Source organism: Acinetobacter sp. WCHAc060025 (assembly GCF_004209355.1).
GTDB lineage: Bacteria > Pseudomonadota > Gammaproteobacteria > Pseudomonadales > Moraxellaceae > Acinetobacter > Acinetobacter wuhouensis.
In genome coordinates, this window is record NZ_SGSX01000004.1 from 105,580 (window position 1) to 131,044 (window position 25,465).

The following is a 25,465-nucleotide window of genomic DNA, read 5'->3' on the forward strand; positions in this document are numbered from 1 at the left end:
TTTTGAGCGATTGTGATTATGATCACGATTCAAATTGGTTAAATAATATCTTACTCTTTTACTTTGAATTAAAATAATTAACACATATAAACAATGGTTTAAACTTTAATGCAGACTTTTTTATTAATTCCGAGTAATACAGTTCATTTTTATTTGAATTAATAGTCGCTATGATGGCTTCGAAATATGAAGACATTATTTTTTTTAAGGTGGTCGTATGAAGATGAAATGGATTCCAGAATATAATACTGGTATCGATGTGATTGACGATCAGCATAAAAGGATTTTGGATTACATCAATGAAATTGATGAAATTGGTATTGCAACGGATCGTGCGCGTATTAAGCAAATTCTTGATAATATTATTGACTATACTCAATCGCATTTTACTTTTGAGGAAAGTTTGCAAGAAGAAGCGGGTTATAAATATCGTGTTCCACATAAACGTGTGCATGATTTATTTATTAAACGTATTGAAAGCTATCGTACGAGTTTTGAGCAAGGTAATTCGATTGAAAAAGAATTACATGAAGTGCTTTCAAAATGGTTAATTAACCATATTCAACACGATGATGCAGATTATGTCGGCGCTGTGAAATTGAATATGATGGGCATTATTAAAGAAAACGAGAAGAAAAAAGGTAAGAATTGGTTTGCAAGATTCTTCTCATAATATCGAATCAATGCTGGTAATATAACGGCAATATTTGAATGAATTATGGAAGTGACCAACTCTCTAACTAAAAAAATTCAGAGGGTATAAAAAGAAAGTGGATAGATTATAAAAAATCTAGCGCAGCAAATCATCGAGGGGTGATTTGCTTTTTTCTTTTGCGATGTTCTTTTATGTTTTGATTTTCAGCAACGAGAAAGGCAAAATAGCAGAACTTTTTACGAAACACCTCATGCAGGATTATTCTATGTCACGATGGTTATCGCCGCTCATGGCATTTTGTCTCTCATTTATGATTATTGCAGGCTTGGCACCAAGTTTGGGTATTCAGCTTGATCGACAAATTGATTTTTGGATATTGTGGTTAGTGTCAATGCTGATCTTGGCATTGCCGATTACTTATTTAGAAGTAGCATTGGCAAAGCGTTCGAAAACAACCGCGCTGAATGCGTTGTCGAGTTTAACGCGTGATGCAGATGCATCTCAATCATGGCGTATTGTAGGGTGGTTGGCTGTCGTATTCATTCCGTTCCTTGCGGGTGGAATCTTATCTAATATTAGTCAAAGTGCTGTACAGTTCGCACAGTTACCTGTCGCGACGAATATCGCATTTGTCGGCGTTGCTGTTGTGGCATTCGCACTTTCATTTGTTCCTCGTCAAATCTTAATTGCTTTGACAGCGGTCGGTGTTGTGTTGTCGTTAGTTGTTGCCAATGTCTTTGGAACGAATTTACAAGCATGGCACGTGACACCTGTTGAGTTCAGTGAATGGGGTAAAGCGAGTATTTTAGCGCTTGTAGCGACTGGTTTAGGTTTAGGTCTGTATTGGCAAACCAGTTTGTTGAATACACAACAACATAATGAAGCATCGAAAACAGCTTTACCGATTTGGGTCGCGCAAATTTTAGCTGTGATTGCATTTGGTTTCTTTGCAGTTTCAGCGCAAATTCCAGCTTATACCTTATTATTTACAGCCATTGTTTCTGCTGCATTGTTGTTGCAACTGGCAAAAGAACAATTGGCACAGCGTCAAACTTCGATTGTGATTCAATTTGTCGTATTACTAGCAGCGTTGTTGGTTTGGGCAATTCCAAATATTTCGACGATCTTTAATCCATTGCTCATGTTATGGGGCTTAGTGATTTGTCTGATCTATGCAATCTTTGTGGGTTGGATCATGAAGATCAGTCATTTGCGTAAAGCCATGAATTTTAGCTCAGAAGCGTTCTATAATATTTGGCGTATTGCGGTACGTATTGTTATTCCTTTGGCAATTATCTTGGCAATCGTTGCCTATATTGGTCAATTGATTTAAAAATTAAAGGTGGGTGTGTGTCGAAAGTTTGGGTCGCATATGCTGCTGAAACGCAGCAATTTCACATTGAGTTACAATTTTGTGACGGTATGACGATTGCTGATGCGATTGCTCAAAGTGGTTTGGCTGCGCAGGTAGAATTACCTGAAAATTTTAGTTTTGGTATTTTTGGTGTGAAATGTAAAGATCAACAACAACTGCTAGCCGCAGGGGATCGTGTTGAAATATATAGAGCTTTAACGATTAATCCTAAAGATATTCGCCGTAATCGCGCCAAAGCGAATCCTGTAGGGCGTTATTGTCGTGGCAATCGTTACCAACAATTGCTATTCAAATAAGCAATTATTTCAATAATCGCTTTAAACAATTGAATGCATATAAAAAACCCCTCAATGAGGGGTTTCTTTTTATAGCAAAGTGTCTATAGTGGGGGCGCATTCAATATCGCTTCTTTAGAAGCTGGTAAGCCTGGTTGAGACTCTGGAATGGTTTCTAGGCCTTCGATTTGGGTGACTACACCTGCTTCATCGAAGTAAACCTTGAGATGTTGACCATGTGCTGCGGGAATCTTGGCTTTTTTTGCATAAGTTCCTGGGATATAGTTGTAAATGTAGTCCCATCGTCCTGGATTCATTGGATCTGTGACTGTTGGGCTGCCAAGCAAGAAACGGACTTGTTGGTAGTTCATACCGACTTGAATTTTTGAAGCTTGAGCTTGGGTTAAGGGTGTTCCTTGAGGAATATCGACTTTGTATACTCCAAATACTGAACAGCCACCAAGTAAAGAAGCGACGAATAACGTCAGCATGATTTTTTGCATTTTGCTACACTATCCCAAATTAATTATGATGCAATTGATCCACGGATAGATCATACTGCATCTCAACTCTGTTGCATATTCCAACTTAAAATTTGTTGAGAGACCTTTTTATATGCCTATTTCAAATCAAGATTTACGAAAAGCTGGACTTAAAGTTACCCTACCACGAATCAAGATTTTGGAATTATTAGAAAATTCAAGACAACACCACTTGAGCGCGGAAGACATTTATAAAACATTACTTGAGCAAGGTGAAGATGTCGGTTTGGCTACCGTATATCGTGTGTTAACACAATTCGAAGCTGCGGGTATTATTCAGCGTCATCATTTTGAAAACAATCACTCTGTTTTTGAAATTATGCAAGAAGATCATCATGATCATATTGTTTGTCAAAACTGTAATAAAGTTGTTGAATTTACTAATGATATTATCGAACATGAACAGCATGAAGTTGCAGATAAGCACGGTTTCAAATTGACTGGACATTCGTTGAATCTATACGGTTATTGTGATGCACCTGAATGTCAGGAAGCGTATCGTAAGCGCTAAAAATCACATAAATACAACAAATTAAAAAAGGGAGCTGAATGAATTCAGCTCCCTTTTTTATGACGTATTTGGCAATTGTGAAATCTATTGACCGTCGAAAGTTAATTTAGTATTTGCATTGAGCAGTTGCGTACCACCTTCTTCATCCAGTTTGATTTGTAGACGTAAATCATTTGGTGAATCTGCATGTTTCAGTGCATCTTTATAGGTGATTTGCCCTGCTTTATATAAGTCAAACAAGGCTTGGTCAAAGGTTTGCATCCCTAACTCACGTGAGCGTTTCATCAAATCTTTAATTTCGTGAATGTCACCTTTACGGATCAAATCAGAAATTAAAGGGGAGTTGATTAGAATTTCAATCGCAGCACGACGAGAGTTACCATCTGGTGTTGGAATCAATTGTTGCGCGATCATCGCTTTTAAATTCAGCGACAAGTCCATGAACAATTGGCTATGACGGTCAGATTCAAAGAAGTGAATAATACGATCAATGGCTTGGTTGGCGTTGTTGGCATGTAGTGTCGCAAAAACCAAGTGACCTGTTTCCGCAAAGGCAATCGCGTAATCCATGGTTTCACGAGAGCGAATCTCACCAATCAAAATCACATCAGGGGCTTGCCGTAAGGTATTTTTCAATGCAATTTCAAATGAATCGGTATCAATACCGACTTCACGTTGGGTGATAATACAACCCGCATGTTCATGCACAAATTCAATTGGGTCTTCAATGGTAATGATATGACCTTTGGAATTGTGATTACGGTAACCAATAATGGATGCTAGAGAGGTTGATTTACCTGTACCCGTCGCACCTACAAAGATAATAATGCCACGTTTGGTCATGGCTAAATCTTTTAGGATTGGTGGAAGTTTTAATTCTTCCATCGTTGGAATTTTGGTTTCAATACGACGTAAAACCATGCCTGGCAGATCACGTTGCTGAAATGCACTGACACGAAAACGTGCTGTCTTGTCTTTATTGGTAATTGCGAAGTTACACTCGCGTGTTTCGGCAAATTCTTTACGTTGCTTCTCACTCATAATTGAGTTGAGCAATTGCATGATGATTTCGCCATTCAACTTGGTTTTTACGACAGGTACGATTTGACCATTAATTTTCATTGATGGTTCAACATCAGCCGTAATAAATAAATCGGATGCTTTTTGCTCAATCATCATATTGAGCAAGTCATTAAAGTCCATCTTTAATTCCTAATTATCCATTTTTATAAGAATGATTCTGGTTGTTTTGCAGAATTTCGTGCAACTTGAGGGCTAATTACACCTTTAGATACCAGTGTTTTTAAACTTTGATCCAATGTCGTCATACCATAGTTTGCACCCGTTTGAATCGCAGAGTACATTTGAGCAACTTTGTTTTCACGGATTAAGTTACGGATTGCAGGAATACCGATCATGATTTCATGCGCGGCAACTCGTCCACCACCTGTTTTTTTCAGTAGACATTGAGAAATAACAGCTTGTAAGGATTCAGATAACATGGCACGAACCATGTCTTTTTCTTCAGCAGGGAATACGTCGATCACACGGTCAATGGTTTTTGCCGCAGACGTGGTGTGTAGCGTACCAAATACCAAGTGACCTGTTTCCGCAGCTGTGAGTGCCAAACGAATCGTTTCAAGGTCACGCATTTCCCCGACGAGGATGATGTCTGGGTCTTCACGAAGCGCCGAACGCAGTGCTTCATTAAAGCCATGGGTATCACGATGTACTTCACGCTGGTTGATCAAACATTTCTTCGATTGATGCACAAATTCAATAGGATCTTCGACTGTGAGGATGTGGTCATAACGATTGTCATTAATGAAATCAACCATTGCTGCTAAGGTTGTTGACTTACCAGAACCCGTTGGACCAGTGACAAGGATTAAGCCACGTGGTAATTCACAGAGATCTTTAAAGATTTGTCCTAGCCCTAAATCTTCCATTGTTAAAACTTTAGACGGAATGGTACGGAATACAGCACCTGCACCACGATTTTGGTTAAATGCGTTGACACGGAAACGGGCAACACCAGGGACTTCAAATGAAAAGTCAGTTTCTAATTGTTCTTCAAAATCACGACGCTGTTTATCATTCATGATGTCATAAACAAGGCGGTGAACATCTTTATGTTCTAAAGCTGGTAAATTGATACGGCGAACTTCACCATCCACACGAATCATCGGTGGCATACCAGCTGAAAGGTGTAAGTCTGATGCCCCGTTTTTGACAGAAAATGCCAATAATTCTGTAATATCCATAATGTCCCCGAATTTAAAGCTATTCACTTAATTATTTTGTAGAATAATAGTGCTTTTCACTCAGCATAACCAACAATTTCATCGCTTGGAAGCTGAATTTTTTTGGAAATGAGAATCCTATCAATGAATGATCTAAATCAAGCTCGAAATCATGTGTTAGAACAAATTCAGCAAGCCTGTTTGACAGCAAATCGAGATGTGAGTCAGGTGCAATTATTGGCAGTTTCAAAAACGCACCCCAGTGAAATGTTAAAAGCAATGTATGCAACAGGACAGCGCGCATTTGGGGAAAATTATTTGCAAGAAGCTTTGGATAAAATTGAAGCTTTAAGTGATTTAGAGATTGAGTGGCATTTTATCGGGCATGTGCAACGCAATAAGACCAAACATTTAGCTGAAAAATTTGCATGGGTACATGGGGTGGATCGTTTGATTATTGCTGAGCGTTTATCCAACCAACGAGAAGCGACACAAGTACCATTAAATATATGTTTACAAGTCAATATTGATGCTCAAGACACCAAGGATGGTTGCCAACCTGAAGAGGTCGCAGATTTAGTCGCTCAAATCAGCCGACTACCACATTTAAAATTACGTGGTTTGATGGTGATTCCTGCGCCAAACAATCCACAAGCTTTTTTAGATGCAAAAGCTTTATTTGAAAATGTTAAACCACAACATGCACATCCTGAAGATTGGGATACGTTGAGTATGGGAATGTCTGGCGATATGAGCGAGGCGATTGCTGCGGGTTCAACCATGGTTCGAGTGGGAACAGCATTATTTGGTTCGAGAGACTATTCAAAGTCGGTGTAGGTCAAAGTCAGTTTAGGGCTTTATTGTCATGATGTTTTGCCTCCTTTTAGAGGAGGCTTATTATGAAAGTGATTGTGGATAGCATTTGAGCATTTCTAATTAGTAGTCCTAATTAGCAGTCCCCCTCATCCTCTTGCGGAGTTACCTCCTCATCCCTGAGCCATATATGGCGCAAGAGAAGGAATTCTCGATACACTTCTGGGTTTAATATTCGAACATTTCATGACTTACGTAAGAGGTCTACGCATTTAGCAGGTCAAACATCCCATTTTTATATCATCCCTAATAACAGCAATTGCAAACTTGAGAACCCATGAGGTCATATTTGCCTTAATTATTAGACTTTGCCACTAAAGTTCAGTACAAAAATAACTCCAAAAGATTAGTTTAACGCGCAAGTATTTAAAAATTTCAGGGAAGTTTATGTCTGCATATTATCAATTGATTGATCGTCAAATCGATGCTCAAGGTGTGGTGACTGCTCATTATGTGTCAACCATGAATGCCCAAGGTGCATGGAATCCCAATGAACAACATATGGCACCTGCAACAGGAATTATTTGTGCAGAACTAGAACAATATGCACCACGTCAGCATATGCGCATCGGGCGAATTAGCCTCGATATTTATGGTTTGATTGCATTGGGTGAAATTGAAATCACGACTAAAACCATTCGTGCAGGTAAAACCATTGAATTGATTGAATCGACGATGAAAGGGCAAGGTAAAACCTTAGTTGTTGCGCATACTTGGCGTATGATGACTTCCGATACCTCTTCAATTGCAGGGCTTGAAGACTTAGCTGTTGAAAGCCCTGAAAATATGCCTGTATTCGATGGGATTCATCAGTGGCGTGGTCAATATACCAAGACTGTAGAAGCACGCTCAAATCAGCAAAGAAATGGCAAAGGATTGGTGTGGTTAAGTACTGATGTCGATATGGTTGAGGGGCAATCAACCTCACCGTTTGTACAATTGGTCTGTATGTCAGATATGGCGAATGGGATTGTGCCTAGACAAAATCGTCCATTTGATTGGGGTTTTCCAAATTTAGATTTACAAATTCATTTGTATCGCATGCCACAAGGTAAATGGTTGGGCATTGAAGCAGTTCAGCAATATGGTGCGGATGGGATTGGTTTATCTAGTTCGATTTTGCATGATACACAAGGACCTTTTGGACGTAGTGAGCAGATATTAACTTTGCGCCCGATGCAAGAGTAGAAAGCGTTATTTGCATTTTCAAAGGCTTATTTTAAATGATTGGAATAGGTCTTTGACAAATAAGCCATTTTAGAGAGTGTATGTTGAAGTGAATTTTTAAAGCGAAAGCGGTTTAACAATTTTCAACGTATCAAAACAATCAATTTATTTATACTGATTTCAATATAATTCTAAAAAAGGGAACGAAACATGTATAAATCGAAAATTTTACTGTGGCTATTTTTGACCTGCTTAATCAGCGCGTGTAGTACAACAAAAATTACCACCTCAGAGACTGCTTCTGAAGCAGAATATGCACCTGCACCACAAGCAGAAACTTCTGCAAAACCTGCTCCATCATCCACTCATGCAAAAGCTAAAGCCAATGCTAGAGCTGCATCTACGCAAAATAATGTGCGTTCAGATGAACGCTTAGGAACAAAGTGGGGTGATGACCTAAGTTCGTATGTAACACAAGTTGATTTGAAGCGTTTAAGTAGTAGCCCCATTGATGAAACTCAAATTCGCTATGCCAGTAAGCAGTTTTCAGGTCGTGGTATCAATAGCATTTCTTTAGCTTCTGGGAAAATTAGCTTTTCAGTTGTTGATGATCGTGGGCGAATTTTACCGTTATATCGTGATGGTCAAAATTATTATTTATCAGCAAATGATGGGCAAAGCTATCAACTTCGCTATTCAAATACCAGTAATCAGACTTTTGAAATTGTGGCGAGTGTTGATGGTTTAGATGTACTCGATGGTAGCCGTGCATCTCGTTCAAAGAGTGGTTATGTTCTACGCCCTTATAGCTCATTTGCAATTGAAGGTTTTCGAAAAAGTCATTCATCCGTTGCATCATTTACGTTCAGTAAACCTCAGAACTCCTATGCCGCAAATTCCGCGAGTGGTTCAATTCAAAATACAGGTGTAATTGGTACCGTGGTTTATGAACTTAAAGCTCCTAAGTATTACCCACCCAAAAAAACAAATGATGGATATGCGCCTGCACCGAATGCATTTCCAGCAGATTAGGTGATCTATCTAAAAATGAGGCGAAAGATGCCTCATTATAAATTTTATTGAGATGTTATAATATTACAAAATTATAACCATTTGATGATCGTGAATCTAAAATCATCTTGATATGATGGTTGTGATAATAGTCTAAGTTACCCAAAATTTCTGATCATATAATGTGATAAATAAAAGCATTAAAACGATTGGAAGCTTATTTACAACTTTAAAATAGGTAACATAATGAAAAAAATAAATATTCTGTTATGCCTTTTGTTCTGTATTTTTCTTGCTGCTTGTTCTAAAAAAACGGAAGAAAGTTCTGCAAATAGTAATACTCAAACGACTAGTGCAGATGCTGCTATCGAAGCTGCCAATAATGATGTTGCAAGTGATGAAAAGCTTGGAACGAAATGGGGCGATGAAATTGACTCTCATGTGACTGAGGTGGATTTAAAGCGTAAGTCGAGTGACCCAATCGCTGAAAGTATCGTGCAATATGCAGATAAAAATTACCAAGGAAAATCAGTCAATTCAATTTCTTTAGCTGCTGGGAAAATTGAATTCTCCGTGATTGATGATCAGGGTAATAAGTTACCTATCTATCGTGTTGGACAAAGTTATTACCTAGAAGGTCGAGAAGGGCGTAGCTATCAACTTCAATATGAAAATAATACGGGCAAAACCTTTGAAGTGGTTGCCAGTGTCGATGGTGTTGATGTGATTAATGGTAGTGAAGCATCTCGTAGCAATGCAGGTTATATTCTACATGCTCATGATTCGTTGAAGATCGAAGGTTTCCGTAAAAGTGAACGTGCGGTTGCATCATTTACATTCAGCAAGCCAGAAGAGTCTTATGCAGCAAATTCGGACAATGGTTCAATCCAAAATGCAGGTGTGATTGGTACTGCGATTTACGAACTTGAATCTCCTGAAGAAGAAGCAAAGCCTGTTAATAAATATGCACCACCACCAAATGCTTTTCCAGCAGATCGTTGATTGAGGTAATTTGAGAAGCACTTATTTTGAGTGCTTCTTTCATTTTATGAAGAGGGAGGATAATGAAAACTTTTAAATCTATATTGATGTTAGCTGGAATATTTAGCGTTTTTGTTCAGGTGGATGCTTCAGATCTTGATCATGTGGACATTTCAGAACAACAGACATATCAAGATTTTAGGGGAAATTTTCAGTACGGATTAGACCTCATTCTCACAGAAAGGATTTCACTAGCGAGTGGTGATGCTGAAAGTTCAGATACCTATTTATATTGGCGCTGTGTGATTAATCATAAATTAATTCAGATGCTTAAGAATAATGAAAAACATAAGGATGAATTTAATCAAGAGCTACTTAAAGAACAAAGTAGTTATGATGCACTATTAACAAAAATTCAAAATTTTGAACAAGAACAAAAAGCAAGCTGTGAAGCTGTCCAAGTTGAATATGATAAAATTTAAAAACAAAGTGGTCAGTTATAATTAACTCACCACCTCAATCGTACTCGCACCTGCACCCAATGGACGTACCTGAATCTGTACAGGAATCCGTTCATGCATGTCCTGAATATGGGAAATGAGCACCACTTTACGTCCTTGGTTTTGCAATTGATCGAGAGCATTCATGACCATGTGTAATGATGAAGCATCGAGTGTGCCAAAGCCTTCATCTATAAACAGAGATTCTATTTTCATTGAACCTGAAGCCATATTGGCAATCGCAAGCGACAAGGCAAGGGCAGTCAGGAAAGATTCACCACCTGAGAGCGAAGCCACAGAACGGGTTTCACCATCCATGTCATGGTCAATAATGGCGAGGCTTAATGAGTTATCCAGACGCTTTAAGGTATAGCGTTGCGATAACATCGCCAGTTGTTGATTGGCATGTTCAAGTAAAATATCGAGGTTAAACTGTTGAGCATAATCACGGAATTTTTTACCAGTCGAATCGCCCATTAAACCTGAAATTTTGCTCCAGCGATGTTCTTCTTGTTGCACTTCTTGAATCTGATCGGCAAATTGTTTCTGTTTTTGCACATTACTTTCATGTTTTGCCAGATCAATTTTGATCTGATCACGAATCTCAGATTGCGCTTTCAGTGTTTCAATATTCTCTGCAATTAATTGCTGTAATTGTGCAAAATCAATTTCGGGTTGTTGTAATGCATGCTCCGCAAGTTGCGCCTGAATTGTTTTAAGTACAGAACTTGCTTCATACAGTAAGCGTTCGGTGTTTTGCAAGTTTTGGCGAATCTGCTGTTCCTGTGCAGGTGTGATCTGTGTCAGTTCAGCCAGATCATTCACTTGAAAATCAGCATGAACACTCAACCAGTTTTGAATATCACGATTTACTTGATTCAGGCTGTTCTGGCTTTGTTGCTGCTGAGCCTGTAACTGTTCTACACGACTTTTTTGCTGATCGTATTGGCTACGTGATTGATCAAACTGCTGTTTCAGTTGCTGATAATGTACCTGCGAGTTTTGACGTTTAGTATCGTGTTCAGCCAACCATTCATTCGGTTTAATATCACTTAAACCTGTCATGTTTAAGATCAGTTGATTGGCTTTTTCTGTATTTTGTTGCCCTTTAACCTTGATCATATTGAAGTTATCCGTCGTTTCAGCAATTTGCTTCGACGTATTTTCAAGATTTAATTGTGTCGAGTGAAGCTCTTGTGATGCTTGATCAAGCTGTTGTTTTAACTGTTCAAATTGCTCAATCTGTTGCAAGCGGTTTTTAAGTTGAGCATGTAGATGCTGTGCTTGTACTGTGGTTTGTTGTTGCCATTGTTCTTTTTCAGCATCAGATAAACACGCCACAAGGTATGAAATTTGTTGTTGTAGGTTATATGCATTTTGCAGTAAATGTTCAGCCTGTTGGATATTCTGCATCAATTGTCGTTGCTGTTTAATATTTTCAATTGACTGACTAGACTGTGTTTCAAGATGCTGTAAATCGAGCTGATTTTGCTGAATAAGTTGTTGGAATTTTTGCGTAATTTCAGCAGATGATAAACTCAAATCCAATGGAATATTGAACACTTTAACTTGTTCATTTAAAGCATTGGCAATCAGCGTATTTTTTTCTGAATTATTTTGAATCGCAGTTTTTAACTGTTCATGTTCAGCTGAGAGTTTAGTTGAATGTTGCTGTGATTGTTGCCAAGCTTTTAAAGCTTCTTGCTCCTTAATAGTTGCTTGTTGTTCTTGCTGTTGATGTAGCTCAAACAAGGCTTTGGACACCGCAGAATCATCCACTTTATAAGGATGTGAGGTACTGCCACAGACCAGACACGGTTCGCCATCGCTCAGTTCTGCACGTAAATGTTCAATATTTTCAGTATGCAGTAAGCGTTGCTGTTGCAGAATTTCCTGCAATTTTAAGCGTGCATCTTTTGCAGATTGATAGTCTTGTTCCGCAATTAAGGTGCTTTTTTCGGTTTGCTGTAACTGCGCCGTGGTATGGTTGAACTTTTCCTTAATTTGCAGAGATTCACTTTGTAAATCAAAGTATTGATTAAGTTTTTGCTGAATCACATCCAGTTGATTACGTTGATTAATCTTTAAATCACGTTGCAGTCGTCCTTGCTCAACCTGTTGTTCAAGTTGTGCAATATTTCCAAACTGTGCAATGGCTTGTTCTAATTCATTTTTTTGTACATTGAGCCGTTGCTCGGCTTGTACTGAATTGCCGAGTTGATTTTCAATATTCTGATATTGCTGAATAAATTGGACTAACTGCTGTAGATGAGCGGATAAGCCTTTATCTAAACTTACAAACTGTTGGGTAGATAACAGTTGCTCATTCACATGATTTTGCTGTTGTTGAATCTGCTGAATCTGTTGTTCAAGCTGCTGTTTTTGTTGTGCAAAAGGTTGTTGAGTCTGTTCCAATTCAGCAAGCTTTGCCTGAATTTGCTTAAACTCAATCACGATACGATCACGTTCGGTATTACAGTCACGTACCGCATTAATCTTATCTAAGTTTAGATTTTCAAAGTTTTGAATCTCAGCCAGTGCAGTTTCAGCGTTTAGATATTGGCTTTTTTGAGCTTCAAACTGAGCCGATAATTCATTAAAGATACTTTGCTGTTGCTGAATTTGCGGTACGAGCTCTTGTTCAGCTTTGAGCAGTTGTTGTTGCTGAAATACATTGGGACGAATTTCAGAGAATATTTCCAAGCGTGTTAAACGCTCATGTTCAGGTGCTAGGTTCTGTTGTTCTTGAAGATATTTATCAACAGCTTGCTGTTTTAAAATAATCTCTTGGTCAAACTTTTGTTTGCGTTCAAACCATTGTTTTTGTTTTTCTAAATTCGTTTTTTCAGCATCCAGTTTTTGATATTCAGCATTAACCATTTGAAATTGATTGGACAATTCAGTGACCTGCTCATCTGAAAGGATTTCGATATGTCCAAGCAAATTTTCAAGTTCTTTTCGTTTGACTGCAACGGCTTTGGTACGCTCAAAAGCCAATTGACCGATCTTGGCAAAGATTGAAGAATTGGTTAAATATTCAAGTAATTCACCACGTTCATTGTCACGGGCTTTTAAGAATGCGGTCACTTCAGACTGTGCCAAAAGTACGGCACGCGTGAACTGTTCAAAAGTGAGTTGCGTGATTTGATGAATACTTGCATCGACAGCTTTGGCTTTGTCGGCAACTACCACACTATCAGTCAGGCATTTTAAATAACGCTGTACACTTTGCAGTTTTCCATCGGATTTTTCACGTGAACGTTTCAGTTCCCAACGTGCTAGATAATGTTTCTGATCCTGTGCCACAAAGGTGAGTTCAGCAAAACCATGCGCCGTACCACGTCGTAAAACAGTCAGTGGTGAATTGGTCAATAATTCTGATCCATCAACATCAGTGAGTTTGCCATCACTGTCCTTTAAACGTGGAATTTTATTAAACAGGGCAAGACACATCGCATCTAAAATCGTGGATTTTCCTGCACCTGTTTTCCCCACAATCGCCACTAAACCTACCGAAGCCAAAGGTTCAGATTCAAAATCAATAAAATGTTCACCTGAAAGAGATGCCAGATTTTTAAGTCGAATGGATAAAATTTTCATGGCAACTCCTTATGCTTTGTGTTCATCTTCAAGTGATTTTTCGGCTTCATGAACGAGGCTTAAAAAGTCTTTCAGTACAGCATCATCATTGGCATAACCATTTTTTTCCCAGATCTGTTGAAACAGTTTTTCAGGTGTTGGTGGCTCTAAACTGACTTGAACTGCATCATCGCCATTTTTTTCTGTGCTTAAATACTGTCGGGAAATACGCACCAGACGGTAGCGATTCGGTGGCAAAGCATCTTCAAACTGTTGTCTTAAATTAGGCTGTGGAGGAACGTGTGTGTGGTACTCAATATCGACATATTCACGCTGATCAATATCGTCAATTTCACCACTTGCTAATGCTTTTAACTGCGTAAACACTTCATTCAGTTCGCCTTTGATTTTATGTAGTTTGATACTGCGTGGAATGGCAATTGCTTCATAGTGAAAACGTGATTCATCATTTTTTGATGGGTCAATCACGACTTCAACAATCTGATGTTTATAGTTTATTTCACTAAATGACAATGGAATCGGTGAACCGCTATAACGGATATGTTCCTGACCGACTTTCTGTGGTTTGTGCAAATGCCCAAGTGCAACATAGTCAATCACATCATCAAAAAGTGCTGTCGAAAGTGCTTCTTCATTACCAATAATAATCGGGCGTTCTGAGTCAGATGTTTCACCGCCTTGCATGTGAGCATGTGACATCAAAATTAAAGCTTGATCATCGGTTTTACGTTGTTTGGCTGCTGAAATCAGTTGCTGATGTACATAGGCAATTGCATTTTGGCTATTCGTTGTGTGTTCATTCAGCCCAGTAATTTCCGCAGGGCGTAAAAAGGGGAGAGCTAAACACCATGCAACTGTATTTTTATTTTCATCATGGATTGGGATCAGCAAACGGTCTAAATCAATTGAACCTTCATGATTTTTATGAATCACACCGACTGTTTTAGCATGGTATTTTTCAAGTAAAGGCTCAACCTGCTCGATGCGATAACCTGAGTCATGATTACCTGCAATCATGAGGGTTTGCATGTGCGGTGCAAGATCGTGGGCATCTGCAAGGAATTGGTAAAGCTGTTTTTGTGCCGAGGATGCAGGGTTGATCACATCGAAAATATCACCTGCAATGAGTAAAGCATGTGGCTGTTTTTCTTTGATTTGTTCTAGTAACCACGCGAGGAATTGTTCATGTTCATATTGACGGGAATGGTTATAGAAAAATTGTCCCAAATGCCAATCTGAAGTATGAAAAAAGCGTACAGTCATGTGAACTCAAGTCTTTGAAATGCCCTGTGTAATTTAGCATGTTTTCGAATATTCAGGATGGATGAATTTTTATAGGCGACATGTTTAGTCGCCTAAGTTTTTAAAGATTGTTGTTTTATCCTGCACTTGGATCGACTTGTACCAATCCAAAGGTATTGTTATCTGTATCTAAAAAATAACCTTGCCAGCATTTATTGGGAATGGCGAATTTTTCCATTGCGATTTGTCCACCTAAAGCTAAGATTTTCTCAGCAGTTTGATCAAAATCGGCGACTTCAAATGAACAGGTAAATGCATTGGTTCCACAATGTGTTGGAGGCGTTTGTGCAGGGCGTTCGAGTAAACCGCCATGAATATTCGTAGTTTCGATCTGATAATATTGGATCGGTAAGCCTTCGACTTTAGTAAATGTCCAACCAAAAACTTCACTGTAAAATTTTACTTCTCGCTCAGGAGTTGAGGATTGGATTTCGAAGTAGGTGAGGGCAGTCATTGTTATTATTCCTGTTTGATCTTTATTTAAAGATAAAGCAATTTTGTTGGTTTCAATGTATAAATACTGAAATTATAAAAATGATGTGCTTAATACGATGCCAATAAAGTTAACAATTGACGAAAATCCTGAAGCTGTAAGCAAGATTGGTTTTTTTATTTGGGCAGCAGGTGATGATTTTGAGTCAATTGATAATGATCGAAATAGGATGTATTTCATACCAAGCGATGATTTTTCCTATGTAATTTCTATTTTTAGATCAGTGTATCCTGTTTTAAATCCTTACTCAGGAGAGATGGAACAGTATTTTGATACGTGTTTTGATAATTATTTCGATCAAGAGAATATTTTACTTATCATTTCTAAAATTCAGACATTAAATGTTACAGACATTAAATGTTACAGACATTGAGGTTATGAACTTTTTAGCAAAAATTGTTCAATGTCTTAAAGAAAAAATGTCTATGGGTACTTATGTTGTTGTTGAGGGAAACCAATAAATACGAGAAAGCTCAATGAGCTTCACTCCAGAACTACTTATTAAAGTTTTATAATTTCAAGATTTATCAAGTGAATTCCTCGGATACTCCAAAATTCTCGGAAAGTGAAAATCAAAACTATCCAAAGCATATTTATACAATTGAGCAGGACGTTTCCCTGCAATTTTCGATTGATCCGTTTCTTCAACCGCACCCGCTTCAATCATACGGCGCCTAAAAGATTTCTTTTCTAAACTTTGCCCTAAAATAATTTCATAAATTTGTTGTAGCTCAGTCAACGTAAACAATTCAGGCATCAAACTGACAGGCAAAGCGGTATAACGTGCCTTAGAACTTAAACGTTCCACTGCCATATCTAAAAGTTGTAAGTGGTCAAAAGCTAAATCGAGTTTTTTCGCATCAGCAATCGTCATCCATTCGCTGTACTCAGTCTTATTTTGTTCAGTTTGCTCAGTAGCGATGCGTTGAAACTCTTTAAAATCAATCAGCGCAAAATACAAAGAAGTCACCGCCCAACCACGAGGGTCACGTGTTGCATTGCCCACCGTACACACTTGCTCCAAATGTGGTGACTTCAACCCTGTTTTTTCAACCAATTTACGATGTGCCGAAGCCATTAAATCTGTATCTTTGGATAAATCGACAAAACCTCCCGGTAGCGCCCATTTGTCTTTTTGTGGAAAATTGGAACGCTTGATCAGTAAAACTTGTAATTGACCTGCATTAACAGAAAAAATCGCCATATCGACTGTAAATAAAGGAGCTTCAAAGTCTTTCTTATTGTATTGATTTAAAAAATCTTGTTCTGAAGAAAAAGTCACAGTCAGGCTCGCTTTATTTATAAAAAAGAAAGGGTAAGTGGATTATTGCAGGCTATAGCATTTTCGCCAAGTAAAAAAACTGTTATAAAATAATTTAAGAACTAGTTAAAAATAAAAGAGTTTTATTAAGGATTAATTATGAAAAAAATAGCTGTTTCTTCTCTACTTAGTATGTTTGTGTTAGCTGGGTGTGGTGGTAGTGATCATTCTGATTCGTCTAAAGTTGATAATGACTCTAGTTATCTGATTGTTAAGGGTAATGGTATCTCTGAAACAATGAAATTTGATGAATCAAAATTAGAGTACACAATCGTAGCCACAGGTAATCAACCTATTTCTTTAGGCTCTTTTAATGCTATTGGTGAAGTATATCCTGCATTTACGAATGTAGAATTTAATAAAGACAACAAAGTAAAACTTACAATGGCATATACTAAGGCAGGTATCAATCAAGCTAAATTAGTTATTTGTTTTCCTAATTTTAATTGTTCATCAAATAGCACATACTCGATTACAGACCTAAATCAAAAAAAGAAAATTCAAGTCACTTTAGTGGATGCACCAAATCAATTTTATATGGGAGATTCATCTCATCAAATTACAGATTTATCAGGATTAAAAAATGTAACAGTATCTGGAAAACTGAATTACTATTCAGAAAGCAATTGGCCAATTTTTCAAAGTAATCGGTTTCCTGCAATACCAATACAAGGAAAAATCATATTTGATAAAGATGAATACCAAATTCAACGTTATGAGGAGGTTGACTCAACTTATGAAAATCAAGTTCTACGGACAGAGCGGAGTCTAATATTAAAAAATGGCGATAAATCAATATTTCTGACTATTATTAAAACTTATAATACAACTTCAGAAAATGATATTGCTATCGTTATTTCGACGGATACTGATACATATCGAATTACTGATTTACCAAATGAAATATGGTCTACCTCAACTCAGGGATTGCAACTAAACTTAAATAGTTTGGAACTCAAAAATTCAAATGATCAGATGAAAATTTTAAGCTCAAATGCATTTGTACCATTTGATCAATCAAATTTAATTTTGAATAATATGAATAAACTATCTTTGATAAATTCAAATGTTCAAGCATATACGCGAAATGATCAGAAACTTTATGAACTAGGTTTTAAAGAACAAGGTAATCTTACTATTATTCAGGAATTTAAAGGTCATTTAAGTGCGACTTTAACTCAAGGTGAAACGACTTATCATTGTGGAGATCGAAATACAGCATGTACCGGTTTAACGGTAGATAATTCAAAGCAAAATTTTACATTTAATGATGTGAAAATTGGCTCAAATACAATCAATGGAACATATTATTTTGCAGGTGTCTTTGAGTAAGATTGATTGATGCATTCAGCTTTTGTAGCAAAGCTGAATGCAATATTGTTGGGTTATAAATTTGAATTTAATGTTTCCCTAATCTCCTCCAAATTACATTCACAAAGCAACTGACCATTTTCAAACACCGTTTTTAGCTCGCCTTGTTGCTCTTGCTCAGCAGTTTGTTGATCAAACAATTCAAAACCTTTTTCAGATTTTTCAACACGGAGCAAACCTTTGGCAGATTTTTTAATACCCGAATCTGTTGCAGGGTCTTTAAACAATTCACGAGCAACGCCATTCACTTGCCCCCATGTCGCTTTAACTGCAAAACCAAAAGTGTCACGAGTCAGATAGTTATAGGTATAACTCCCAATCCCAAAGACCAAATTATTTGAGGCAAAGCCTTTGGCTTCCAAGCCTTTTAAAATCCGTAAAGCTCGGTCTAAAGTGATCGAATCACCATAAATCAAACCAACACGTTCATTTAAAACTTTATAGCCTTTGTCTGTAGTTGTACCGCCAAAGATTTCCCATAAACATTCCACAGCACCTTTAAACGCAGGGCTACCAATTTCAGCCTCAGGATCGCCACAAATGATTTTTACAGGATCTCCCGAATCAGGACGGAACACTAATTTTGCTAAACCCAAAGCATTCGGTTGGCGAGCAAGGATTTCAGCTTTGAGTTCAACTGTAAACTCTGTAATCACACGCCAAAAATCCCACGTATCCGACACGATACTGACCACACCTGATGGATAAAGTTCCGTGATGAGTCGGCGGAAGGTATCAATTTCATTGTCTTCACTGCCCATACACATCACACTGTGTTCAGTTGCAGGTACGGATACGCCCACGATGCCCTCAGCATTGTAATATTCTTCCGCATAATCAATCGCCGATACTGCATCTGTACCGATGAAACTGGTTAAGTGACCCACGCCATTTTGCGTTGCATCATAAATACCACTCATGCCACGACTACTAAAATCATGTCCTTGCACAGGAACAAAATCGAGCGGTGCACCTGTTTTGATTGCATATTCAGTCAATAAGCGTTTGTATTCAAAAGCAATTGTTGCAGTGGTACAACTTTTCCAAAGTTCTGCACTCAGCACTGTTTCTAAATAATTGGTGAGCCAAAAGAACTCAGGCAACGTATTTACAATGGTCAATACAGGCACTTTCATATTGACTCGACTGCCTTCAGCTAAGGCTTTAATTTTAATTGGTAAATAGCCTAAGTCATATAAAGCCTCGATGTGATCGACAGGAATCGCACCTTCGCCCAAAGCATTGTCCATACGGCGCTTATAGTTAGATACGACTTTGTTTTTATCCTGTTGGAAAAAGCCTTCATTCCATGTTTCTATTAAAAAATGTTTGATAAAACCTTGCAGCCCGAAGAACACGATTTTGTCATCAAAATCAGGCAACATATTGGCTAAACGTGATGAACGTGGCGTGAAATTGGCATAAACATATTCAGTCCCGACAGGGTATTGGCGTCTGTGGTCTGCTTTATAAAAGTCGATAGCATTTAATGGATTAATTTTTAAGCTCATTTTATATCTCCAATATTATTCGTTGTTTTATTTTGTTGAAAAGTTAATAACAGTCAGCTTTTCATGTTCAGTTTGCTTGATGCTATTCGTAGTAAAAATCTGATCGACCAATCCATCAAAAACCTGAAAGCCTTTACTGAAAATGCCGTGCGTGACATAGAGCACCACATGTTCGCAATTCAGTTTTTTCAATTCTTCTGCAATGCCTTTAAAGGTTGCACCACCATCACAAATATCATCGGTAATTACCGCAACTTTGCCTGTTAAATCCGTAGCATTGACATGTGAGTTCATGATTTTCCCTGTTTCAGGATTACGTTTTTTATCGCAATAAATAATCTCAATTTCACGCTGTCTTAAACCATTGATGACATTTGCAATGTGTTGGGTACGATTTTTTGCACCTGCATCAGGACAGATCAACACGGTATTTTCAGCTTTTAAAATTTCGGTTAATGCCTTGCTTTGTAAAATAATATCGCTCGATTGCACATTTTCGATATTTAGAAAATGGGTGTTTTCATGCAATAGTTTTTCAGTCACTACACTGTGTGCATCCCAAACCGTGATTGAACGGCGTTGCTGTGGAAACTGTTCAGCATTGAGATTCAGTAATTTGGTCATGATGTCTAAGGAAAAAGCCTGTCCTGTTGCACAGATGCGATCCTGACGTGCATAAGGGAAGTAGGGAATTTCCAAATCAATGCTTAAACCCTGATTGAGTAATACATTTTCAAGCAAAAGATAATCCATCAAATCCTGACTGTTGCTGATTTTGGCTTGAACATGAATGCAGTCTGTCAGTGTTTTTAAAATTTCTGCATCGACTTGTACATGGCGCTCACCGCCTGCAAACTGCATGCATTGCACAGGAATGATATTGTTATTTGCATCTTTGATTTGAATAGACATTTTCATATCTCTCTATGGTGGCTAACTGCCTATAAATATATGGTGTCATAAAGACAATATATTATTCAAGATGAATTTACAAAAGATTACATGATGATCAAGTCATCTCGATTTAATTGTTTGTTTGCGAATTTGATGATGCCGAAGGGCATAGTTGGTTATAAAAATTAAGAAAGTCTTTTCCTGCCTGTCCTGTCAGATTTTTACTTTTCCAGACTAAGGTTGAGTTCTCATAATCTACTTTTCCTTCGCCGTTTTTTGCGAGAACAAGCCCTGATCGCATCGCTGTTTTTTTGTTTTGGCAGTCGAGGTATGAGTACCCTTTCATATAATTGGTGATTTCAAGGTTCTGATCTTTCTGTGTATAACCATAGATGATGAAGGCTTTAATAGAAGGGCTTAAATCATCTTCAGGAGCTTTTTTTATCCACATCTGCAAATGTTCATTATTGTTGAGCTTATCGCTTCCTTGAGAAATAATGTCCGTCGGATCTGCTATAGCTTTTTGTACTTCAGCTTGAAGTTGTAAGAAAGGTGAATTTATTTGCGCATGAGCGCTCAATGTGAAAAATCCAAGGAAAATCAGTATATTCTTATTCATATTTTATCAGTCTAATTTTTTATTAAATGTTGATGCATTTTCAGCTTATTCAAGCAGACCTAGCATCTACCAAATCTGCTTCATATCAAGTTTTTCAGATTTAATCTAAAAAAACAGTGAAGTTTTCAGCAGGCTCACGTGGTGTGATAAATGTATTCACAATATGATTTGGATCTGCATAACCTAAAACAACAGCACATACCAACTCTTCATCATCTGGTGCATTTAATACATCTAAAACAATATCGTGGAAGTGATTCCATGCGGCTTGAGGGCAAGTATCTAAACCACGTGCTTTGGCAGCAACCATGACGTTTTGAATCATCATGGAAATGTCCATTTTAGAACCAATGCCCATGGCTTTATTGACTGTGAAATACAGCGCGACAGGCGCATCAAACAATTGATAGTTCCGCAATTGTTGCGTTGCCATTTTTTCTTTTTCACCTTTTTGAATGCCAAGTAGCCCATAAAGCCCCCAACCATTTTCACGACGACGGTCAATAAAAGGTGAAATCCAAGTTTCAGGATAATAAGGAAAAGTTTCTGTATATTTTTCTGCAAGTTCAGGTTGGGTAAACAATTCGATCTGCGCTGCACAGACACGATCAATCATCTCTTGGCGTTTTCTATCAGTGACTACATAAACTTTCCAAGGCTGTGTATTTGTACCTGATGGCGCGCGACAAGCAACATTTAAAATATCTTTTATCGTCTGTGTATCGACAGCTTTATCCAAAAATGCACGTACTGAATGACGTCCTGTAATTGCCTGATCTACTGCTTGAACATGTTCTAAATTCATAAAAGTCCTTTATTGATGCGTTTTTTTATCGAAATAACTATATACGATAGTCTTAGAGTAGCAATATTCATTTTCAACTGAATTCCCTAAACCCTAGATTATATAATGATTATAGAAATACTAATCTAAAAAAAGAATTGATATTTGATTCTTATTCGGTAAAACTGATTTTAATAATGATGTTAAGTTAAGCTAGATTACAACTGTGTAAGAATTATACACAAATTGTTACTTTTGGGTTTGAACTTAGTTTCAATGCTTTACATAATTTATAGCAAGCATAAAAGTGCAATGTTTTTTCAATGTAGTATGAATTTACTGCAAAAACAAAAAACGATTTTTTAGCAAAGTATTGGGGTTAAAAAGTCAAAATTGTACGGATGCACAACTTTTTAAAAGACGAGGAATATTTCATGGGTCTATTTACACAACGTAAGTCATTTATCATTAAGAGCTTAGCCCTGACAGTAACTGCGCTAATGGTAAATACTGCACAAGCAGCTGACAATTCAGAAATTCAACAACTTCGTAACGAAGTTCAAGAGCTCAAAGCACTTCTTCAACAACAGCAACAACAAGTTCGCCTTGTAGAGTCTAAAGTTGACACAGCTCCTGCTGCATCTTCAGCTGGCTTAAAATCAAAATCTGGTGCAGACATTAACATTTACGGTTTTGTCCGTGGTGATGCAAACTATATCATTGAAGGTGCTGATGATGACTTCAACAAAATTGCTTCTACTACAGGCGAAGTAAAAGATAAGTTACGTGCAACTGCAAAAACAACGCGTATCGGTTTAGACTTTAATACTCCAGCAGGCGATGCAAAAGTCGGTGGTAAAGTTGAAGTTGATTTCGCGGGTAACGGTGCAAATGAAAACCTTCGTATCCGTCATGCATATTTGACTTATAACAACTGGTTATTCGGTCAAACAACATCTAACTTCCTTGCTAGCCATGCACCAGAAATGATTGATTTTGCAACGAACGCTGGCGGAGGTACAACTCGTATTCCTCAAGTTCGTTATTCTTATGCACTTGCACCAACAACAAAGCTGTTGGTTGCAGCTGAAGAAGGCAATAGTGCTGGTACATCAATTAAATACAGTCTTCCAGTATTAACAGCAAAAGTGACACAATCTTTTGCAGATGGTAAAGGTAATGCTTCTGGACGTGTTTTAGTTGAAAATTATAAATCTGATGTAGCTGAAGATAATAAAACTGGTTGGGGGGTTGCAGCAGGCGGCGATTTCAAAGTTTCTGATGAACTAAAATTATTTGCTGATGCTTCATACGTAGTGGGCAATAGTAACTATTTATATGCGAGTAACAATGCTTTTTCTGTAGTTGATGGTGATATTGAACAAAATAAATTCACTGCAGTTCAAGTGGGTGGTACATATAAAATATTACCTAACTTACGTTCAACTTTAGCATATGGTGCATTATTTGCTGATGATGATACTGACTTTGCAAAAGCGAATACTGGTGCAAATGAAAAAGTTCAACAAGCTTGGTTAAACGTGATTTATTCACCAGCTAAACCAATTGATCTTGGTGTTGAATATGTGAATGGTAAGCGTGATACATTTGCGGGTAACTCATTCAAAGACAACCGTGTAGGTTTGATGGCGAAATATAATTTCTAATTTAGAAATATATTTACCCTAAAGAAAACCGAGGATTGATTCCTCGGTTTTTTATTTTCTAAAGCATCCATAAAAATAAAGCGCAATATTATAAAATGCGTAAAAGTTTAGACATTTGATAAAAAAAATGCATAATTGACGCTCTTTTTTGCATACTGATGCTATCGGGATGATAGATCACATGCTTGGCCAGTTTTAAAAAGCAATCCGTTTTTCAAAACTGTATTTCTCATTGTTTGATGAAATGATCTTTTATCAAGGATAGGAGTAACAGGATGACCATTTTTTTGTCTAAGTTTTTACAACATTGTAACTCTGTCTATTTCTAAACTCATTTCTAAAAATCTTTGATTTTCAATATTGAAAGTCGACCTTTTTTTTATTTTTTGTTGTGTCTGTCGGGTGATTCAGTAACCGTTAATCATGTGTGACTGCAAAGTTTAGTAGGATAAAACAGGATTACTTTACAGCAAAAAATACAACCAAAGAATGGATAATTACTATGGAATTTTCTTTTAATGCCTTCTATACGTTGATTGCAGCAGTCATTGTATTGTTATTGGGGCGCTTCCTTGTCAATAAAATCGACTTTCTACGTAAGTATAATATCCCTGAACCGGTCGCGGGTGGTCTTGTTGCGGCGATTGTTTCGTTATTGGTACATAATTTGTGGGGATATAGCATCACTACAAGTAGCGAGTTACAAACCAGTTTCATGTTGGTTTTCTTCGCTTCGATTGGTTTAAGTGCCAACTTTGCCAAACTGAAAGAAGGTGGTTTGGGGCTTGTGATCTTCTTGATCTGTGTTGCGTCATTCATCATGGTGCAAAACTTTGTGGGTATGGGCTTGGCAACAGTATTGGGGCTAGATCCATTAGTTGGCTTAATCGCAGGTTCTATCACCCTCACAGGTGGACATGGTACAGCAGGGGCTTGGGGCGAAATTCTAGAGACTCAGCACGGGATTCAAGGTGCTTTAGCACTCGGTATGGCAAGTGCGACCTTTGGTTTGATCATTGGTGGGATTATCGGTGGGCCACTCGCGAAATTACTGATTAACCGCTATCAATTATCGAGCCCTAAAACGCAACATCAAATCAATGAAACCAATCAAGAAGCGGTAACAGAGCTCGGTGAATACGTACCATTTGAATACCCACATCAAGTTCGTTTAATTACGGCTGATAATGCGATTACCACATTGGGTTTATTCGCGGCATGTTTGGCTTTTGCAGACTTTATGACAGGTTATAGTAAAGGGCAATGGTTTGAGTTACCGACATTTGTGTGGGCTCTTGGTGGTGGGGTAATTCTCCGTAACATACTCGAAAGTGTACTTCGCATTAAAATGTTTGATCGTGCGATTGATGTATTTGGTAATGCCGCATTGTCACTTTATTTAGCAATGGCGCTTCTATCGTTAAAACTTTGGCAATTAGCTGATCTTGCAGGGCCTCTTGTAGTTATTCTTACCGCACAGACATTGACAATGGCTTTATACGCTGCCTTTGTGACATTCCGTGTTATGGGTAAAAACTATGATGCAGCAGTATTGGCAGCAGGGCATTGTGGATTTGGTATGGGTGCAACACCGACAGCGGTTGCCAATATGCAAGCCATTACTAACATGTATGGACCTTCACATAAAGCATTTTTGATCGTTCCATTATGTGGTGCATTCTTCGTTGATTTGATTAATGCCACAGTGATTCAATTGATTTTAAAATTCATCGCTTAAGTCGAAGAAGTTAATCAAGCCAGTGCATTCAC

Annotated in this window: 24 protein-coding genes; 13 read left to right on the forward strand and 11 right to left on the reverse strand. The window is 37.7% G+C overall.

Annotation, left to right across the window (positions count from 1 at the left end; translation table 11 throughout):
• Window positions 1-217 precede the first annotated feature (217 nt).
• The 3 genes from EXE09_RS04515 (at window position 218) to EXE09_RS04525 (ending at window position 2,326) form a co-directional block, all read left to right on the forward strand.
• Complete coding sequence (locus EXE09_RS04515; protein ID WP_068975804.1) at window positions 218-673, forward strand: bacteriohemerythrin; 456 nt, start codon at window positions 218-220, stop codon at window positions 671-673.
• Between the two features lie 232 nt (window positions 674-905).
• Window positions 906-1,988 carry a hypothetical protein gene (locus tag EXE09_RS04520; protein WP_213073880.1) on the forward strand — a complete coding sequence of 361 codons (1,083 nt, stop codon included), beginning with the start codon at window positions 906-908 and terminating at the stop codon, window positions 1,986-1,988.
• Between the two features lie 17 nt (window positions 1,989-2,005).
• Entirely contained in the window at window positions 2,006-2,326 is a 321-nt protein-coding gene (locus EXE09_RS04525; RefSeq protein WP_068975802.1) for an RnfH family protein, read from the forward strand.
• A gap of 83 nt (window positions 2,327-2,409) precedes the next feature.
• On the opposite strand, the gene EXE09_RS04530 is transcribed toward EXE09_RS04525, so the two are convergent.
• Window positions 2,410-2,808 (reverse strand): outer membrane protein assembly factor BamE, encoded by a 399-nt coding sequence (locus EXE09_RS04530; protein WP_087552860.1) that lies wholly within the window; start codon window positions 2,806-2,808, stop codon window positions 2,410-2,412.
• Window positions 2,809-2,920: 112 nt separating this feature from the next.
• Between EXE09_RS04530 and fur the strand changes: the two genes are divergently transcribed.
• Window positions 2,921-3,358 carry a ferric iron uptake transcriptional regulator gene (gene fur / locus EXE09_RS04535; RefSeq protein WP_068975800.1) on the forward strand — a complete coding sequence of 146 codons (438 nt, stop codon included), beginning with the start codon at window positions 2,921-2,923 and terminating at the stop codon, window positions 3,356-3,358.
• Between the two features lie 84 nt (window positions 3,359-3,442).
• Here the strand turns inward: fur and EXE09_RS04540 are convergent, their stop codons facing one another.
• The gene (locus EXE09_RS04540; protein ID WP_130116477.1) at window positions 3,443-4,561 is read right to left on the reverse strand and encodes a PilT/PilU family type 4a pilus ATPase; all 1,119 of its coding nucleotides are present in this window, start codon (window positions 4,559-4,561) and stop codon (window positions 3,443-3,445) included.
• 23 nt (window positions 4,562-4,584) lie between these two features.
• Window positions 4,585-5,622: a type IV pilus twitching motility protein PilT gene (locus EXE09_RS04545; protein ID WP_068975798.1), complete on the reverse strand. Its 1,038-nt coding sequence runs from the start codon at window positions 5,620-5,622 to the stop codon at window positions 4,585-4,587.
• A 123-nt stretch (window positions 5,623-5,745) separates the two neighbouring features.
• On the opposite strand from EXE09_RS04545, the gene EXE09_RS04550 reads away from it, so the two are divergent.
• The 5 genes from EXE09_RS04550 to EXE09_RS04570 all read left to right on the forward strand — a co-directional run bounded on the left by EXE09_RS04550 (window position 5,746) and on the right by EXE09_RS04570 (window position 10,115).
• Entirely contained in the window at window positions 5,746-6,438 is a 693-nt protein-coding gene (locus EXE09_RS04550) for a YggS family pyridoxal phosphate-dependent enzyme (protein ID WP_130116478.1), read from the forward strand.
• A 423-nt stretch (window positions 6,439-6,861) separates the two neighbouring features.
• The gene (locus EXE09_RS04555; protein WP_068975796.1) at window positions 6,862-7,662 is read left to right on the forward strand and encodes a thioesterase family protein; all 801 of its coding nucleotides are present in this window, start codon (window positions 6,862-6,864) and stop codon (window positions 7,660-7,662) included.
• A gap of 189 nt (window positions 7,663-7,851) precedes the next feature.
• Window positions 7,852-8,673 carry a hypothetical protein gene (locus EXE09_RS04560; RefSeq protein ID WP_130116479.1) on the forward strand — a complete coding sequence of 274 codons (822 nt, stop codon included), beginning with the start codon at window positions 7,852-7,854 and terminating at the stop codon, window positions 8,671-8,673.
• Between the two features lie 225 nt (window positions 8,674-8,898).
• On the forward strand, window positions 8,899-9,654 hold the full coding sequence (locus EXE09_RS04565) for a hypothetical protein (RefSeq protein ID WP_130116480.1): 756 nt from the start codon (window positions 8,899-8,901) through the stop codon (window positions 9,652-9,654).
• Window positions 9,655-9,716: 62 nt separating this feature from the next.
• Window positions 9,717-10,115, forward strand: coding sequence for a hypothetical protein (locus tag EXE09_RS04570; protein ID WP_130116481.1), 399 nt, complete (start codon window positions 9,717-9,719; stop codon window positions 10,113-10,115).
• Window positions 10,116-10,136: 21 nt separating this feature from the next.
• On the opposite strand, the gene EXE09_RS04575 is transcribed toward EXE09_RS04570, so the two are convergent.
• From EXE09_RS04575 to EXE09_RS04585, 3 genes are all read right to left on the reverse strand, one after another.
• Window positions 10,137-13,733: an AAA family ATPase gene (locus EXE09_RS04575; RefSeq protein WP_130116482.1), complete on the reverse strand. Its 3,597-nt coding sequence runs from the start codon at window positions 13,731-13,733 to the stop codon at window positions 10,137-10,139.
• Window positions 13,734-13,742: 9 nt separating this feature from the next.
• A complete protein-coding gene (locus EXE09_RS04580) occupies window positions 13,743-14,996 on the reverse strand; it encodes an exonuclease SbcCD subunit D (RefSeq protein ID WP_130116483.1) in 1,254 nt (417 codons plus the stop codon).
• A gap of 115 nt (window positions 14,997-15,111) precedes the next feature.
• Window positions 15,112-15,489: a VOC family protein gene (locus EXE09_RS04585; protein WP_130116484.1), complete on the reverse strand. Its 378-nt coding sequence runs from the start codon at window positions 15,487-15,489 to the stop codon at window positions 15,112-15,114.
• Between the two features lie 97 nt (window positions 15,490-15,586).
• Between EXE09_RS04585 and EXE09_RS04590 the strand changes: the two genes are divergently transcribed.
• Window positions 15,587-15,901, forward strand: coding sequence for a hypothetical protein (locus EXE09_RS04590; RefSeq protein WP_130116485.1), 315 nt, complete (start codon window positions 15,587-15,589; stop codon window positions 15,899-15,901).
• A gap of 144 nt (window positions 15,902-16,045) precedes the next feature.
• Here EXE09_RS04590 and EXE09_RS04595 read toward each other — a convergent pair whose 3' ends face one another.
• The gene (locus tag EXE09_RS04595; RefSeq protein WP_068975788.1) at window positions 16,046-16,810 is read right to left on the reverse strand and encodes an NUDIX hydrolase; all 765 of its coding nucleotides are present in this window, start codon (window positions 16,808-16,810) and stop codon (window positions 16,046-16,048) included.
• Window positions 16,811-16,948: 138 nt separating this feature from the next.
• Between EXE09_RS04595 and EXE09_RS04600 the strand changes: the two genes are divergently transcribed.
• Complete coding sequence (locus EXE09_RS04600) at window positions 16,949-18,181, forward strand: hypothetical protein (protein ID WP_130116486.1); 1,233 nt, start codon at window positions 16,949-16,951, stop codon at window positions 18,179-18,181.
• Between the two features lie 53 nt (window positions 18,182-18,234).
• Here the strand turns inward: EXE09_RS04600 and EXE09_RS04605 are convergent, their stop codons facing one another.
• From EXE09_RS04605 to EXE09_RS04620, 4 genes are all read right to left on the reverse strand, one after another.
• Window positions 18,235-19,731 (reverse strand): nicotinate phosphoribosyltransferase, encoded by a 1,497-nt coding sequence (locus EXE09_RS04605; RefSeq protein ID WP_130116487.1) that lies wholly within the window; start codon window positions 19,729-19,731, stop codon window positions 18,235-18,237.
• Window positions 19,732-19,758: 27 nt separating this feature from the next.
• On the reverse strand, window positions 19,759-20,643 hold the full coding sequence (locus EXE09_RS04610) for a phosphoribosyltransferase family protein (RefSeq protein ID WP_130116488.1): 885 nt from the start codon (window positions 20,641-20,643) through the stop codon (window positions 19,759-19,761).
• Between the two features lie 112 nt (window positions 20,644-20,755).
• Complete coding sequence (locus EXE09_RS04615; RefSeq protein ID WP_130116489.1) at window positions 20,756-21,244, reverse strand: hypothetical protein; 489 nt, start codon at window positions 21,242-21,244, stop codon at window positions 20,756-20,758.
• 100 nt (window positions 21,245-21,344) lie between these two features.
• Window positions 21,345-22,049, reverse strand: coding sequence for a nitroreductase (locus EXE09_RS04620; RefSeq protein ID WP_087552874.1), 705 nt, complete (start codon window positions 22,047-22,049; stop codon window positions 21,345-21,347).
• 413 nt (window positions 22,050-22,462) lie between these two features.
• Here EXE09_RS04620 and EXE09_RS04625 point away from each other — a divergent pair, with 413 nt between their 5' ends.
• The gene (locus EXE09_RS04625; RefSeq protein ID WP_130116490.1) at window positions 22,463-23,695 is read left to right on the forward strand and encodes a DcaP family trimeric outer membrane transporter; all 1,233 of its coding nucleotides are present in this window, start codon (window positions 22,463-22,465) and stop codon (window positions 23,693-23,695) included.
• A gap of 502 nt (window positions 23,696-24,197) precedes the next feature.
• Complete coding sequence (gltS, locus tag EXE09_RS04630) at window positions 24,198-25,433, forward strand: sodium/glutamate symporter (RefSeq protein WP_130116491.1); 1,236 nt, start codon at window positions 24,198-24,200, stop codon at window positions 25,431-25,433.
• Window positions 25,434-25,465 lie beyond the last annotated feature (32 nt).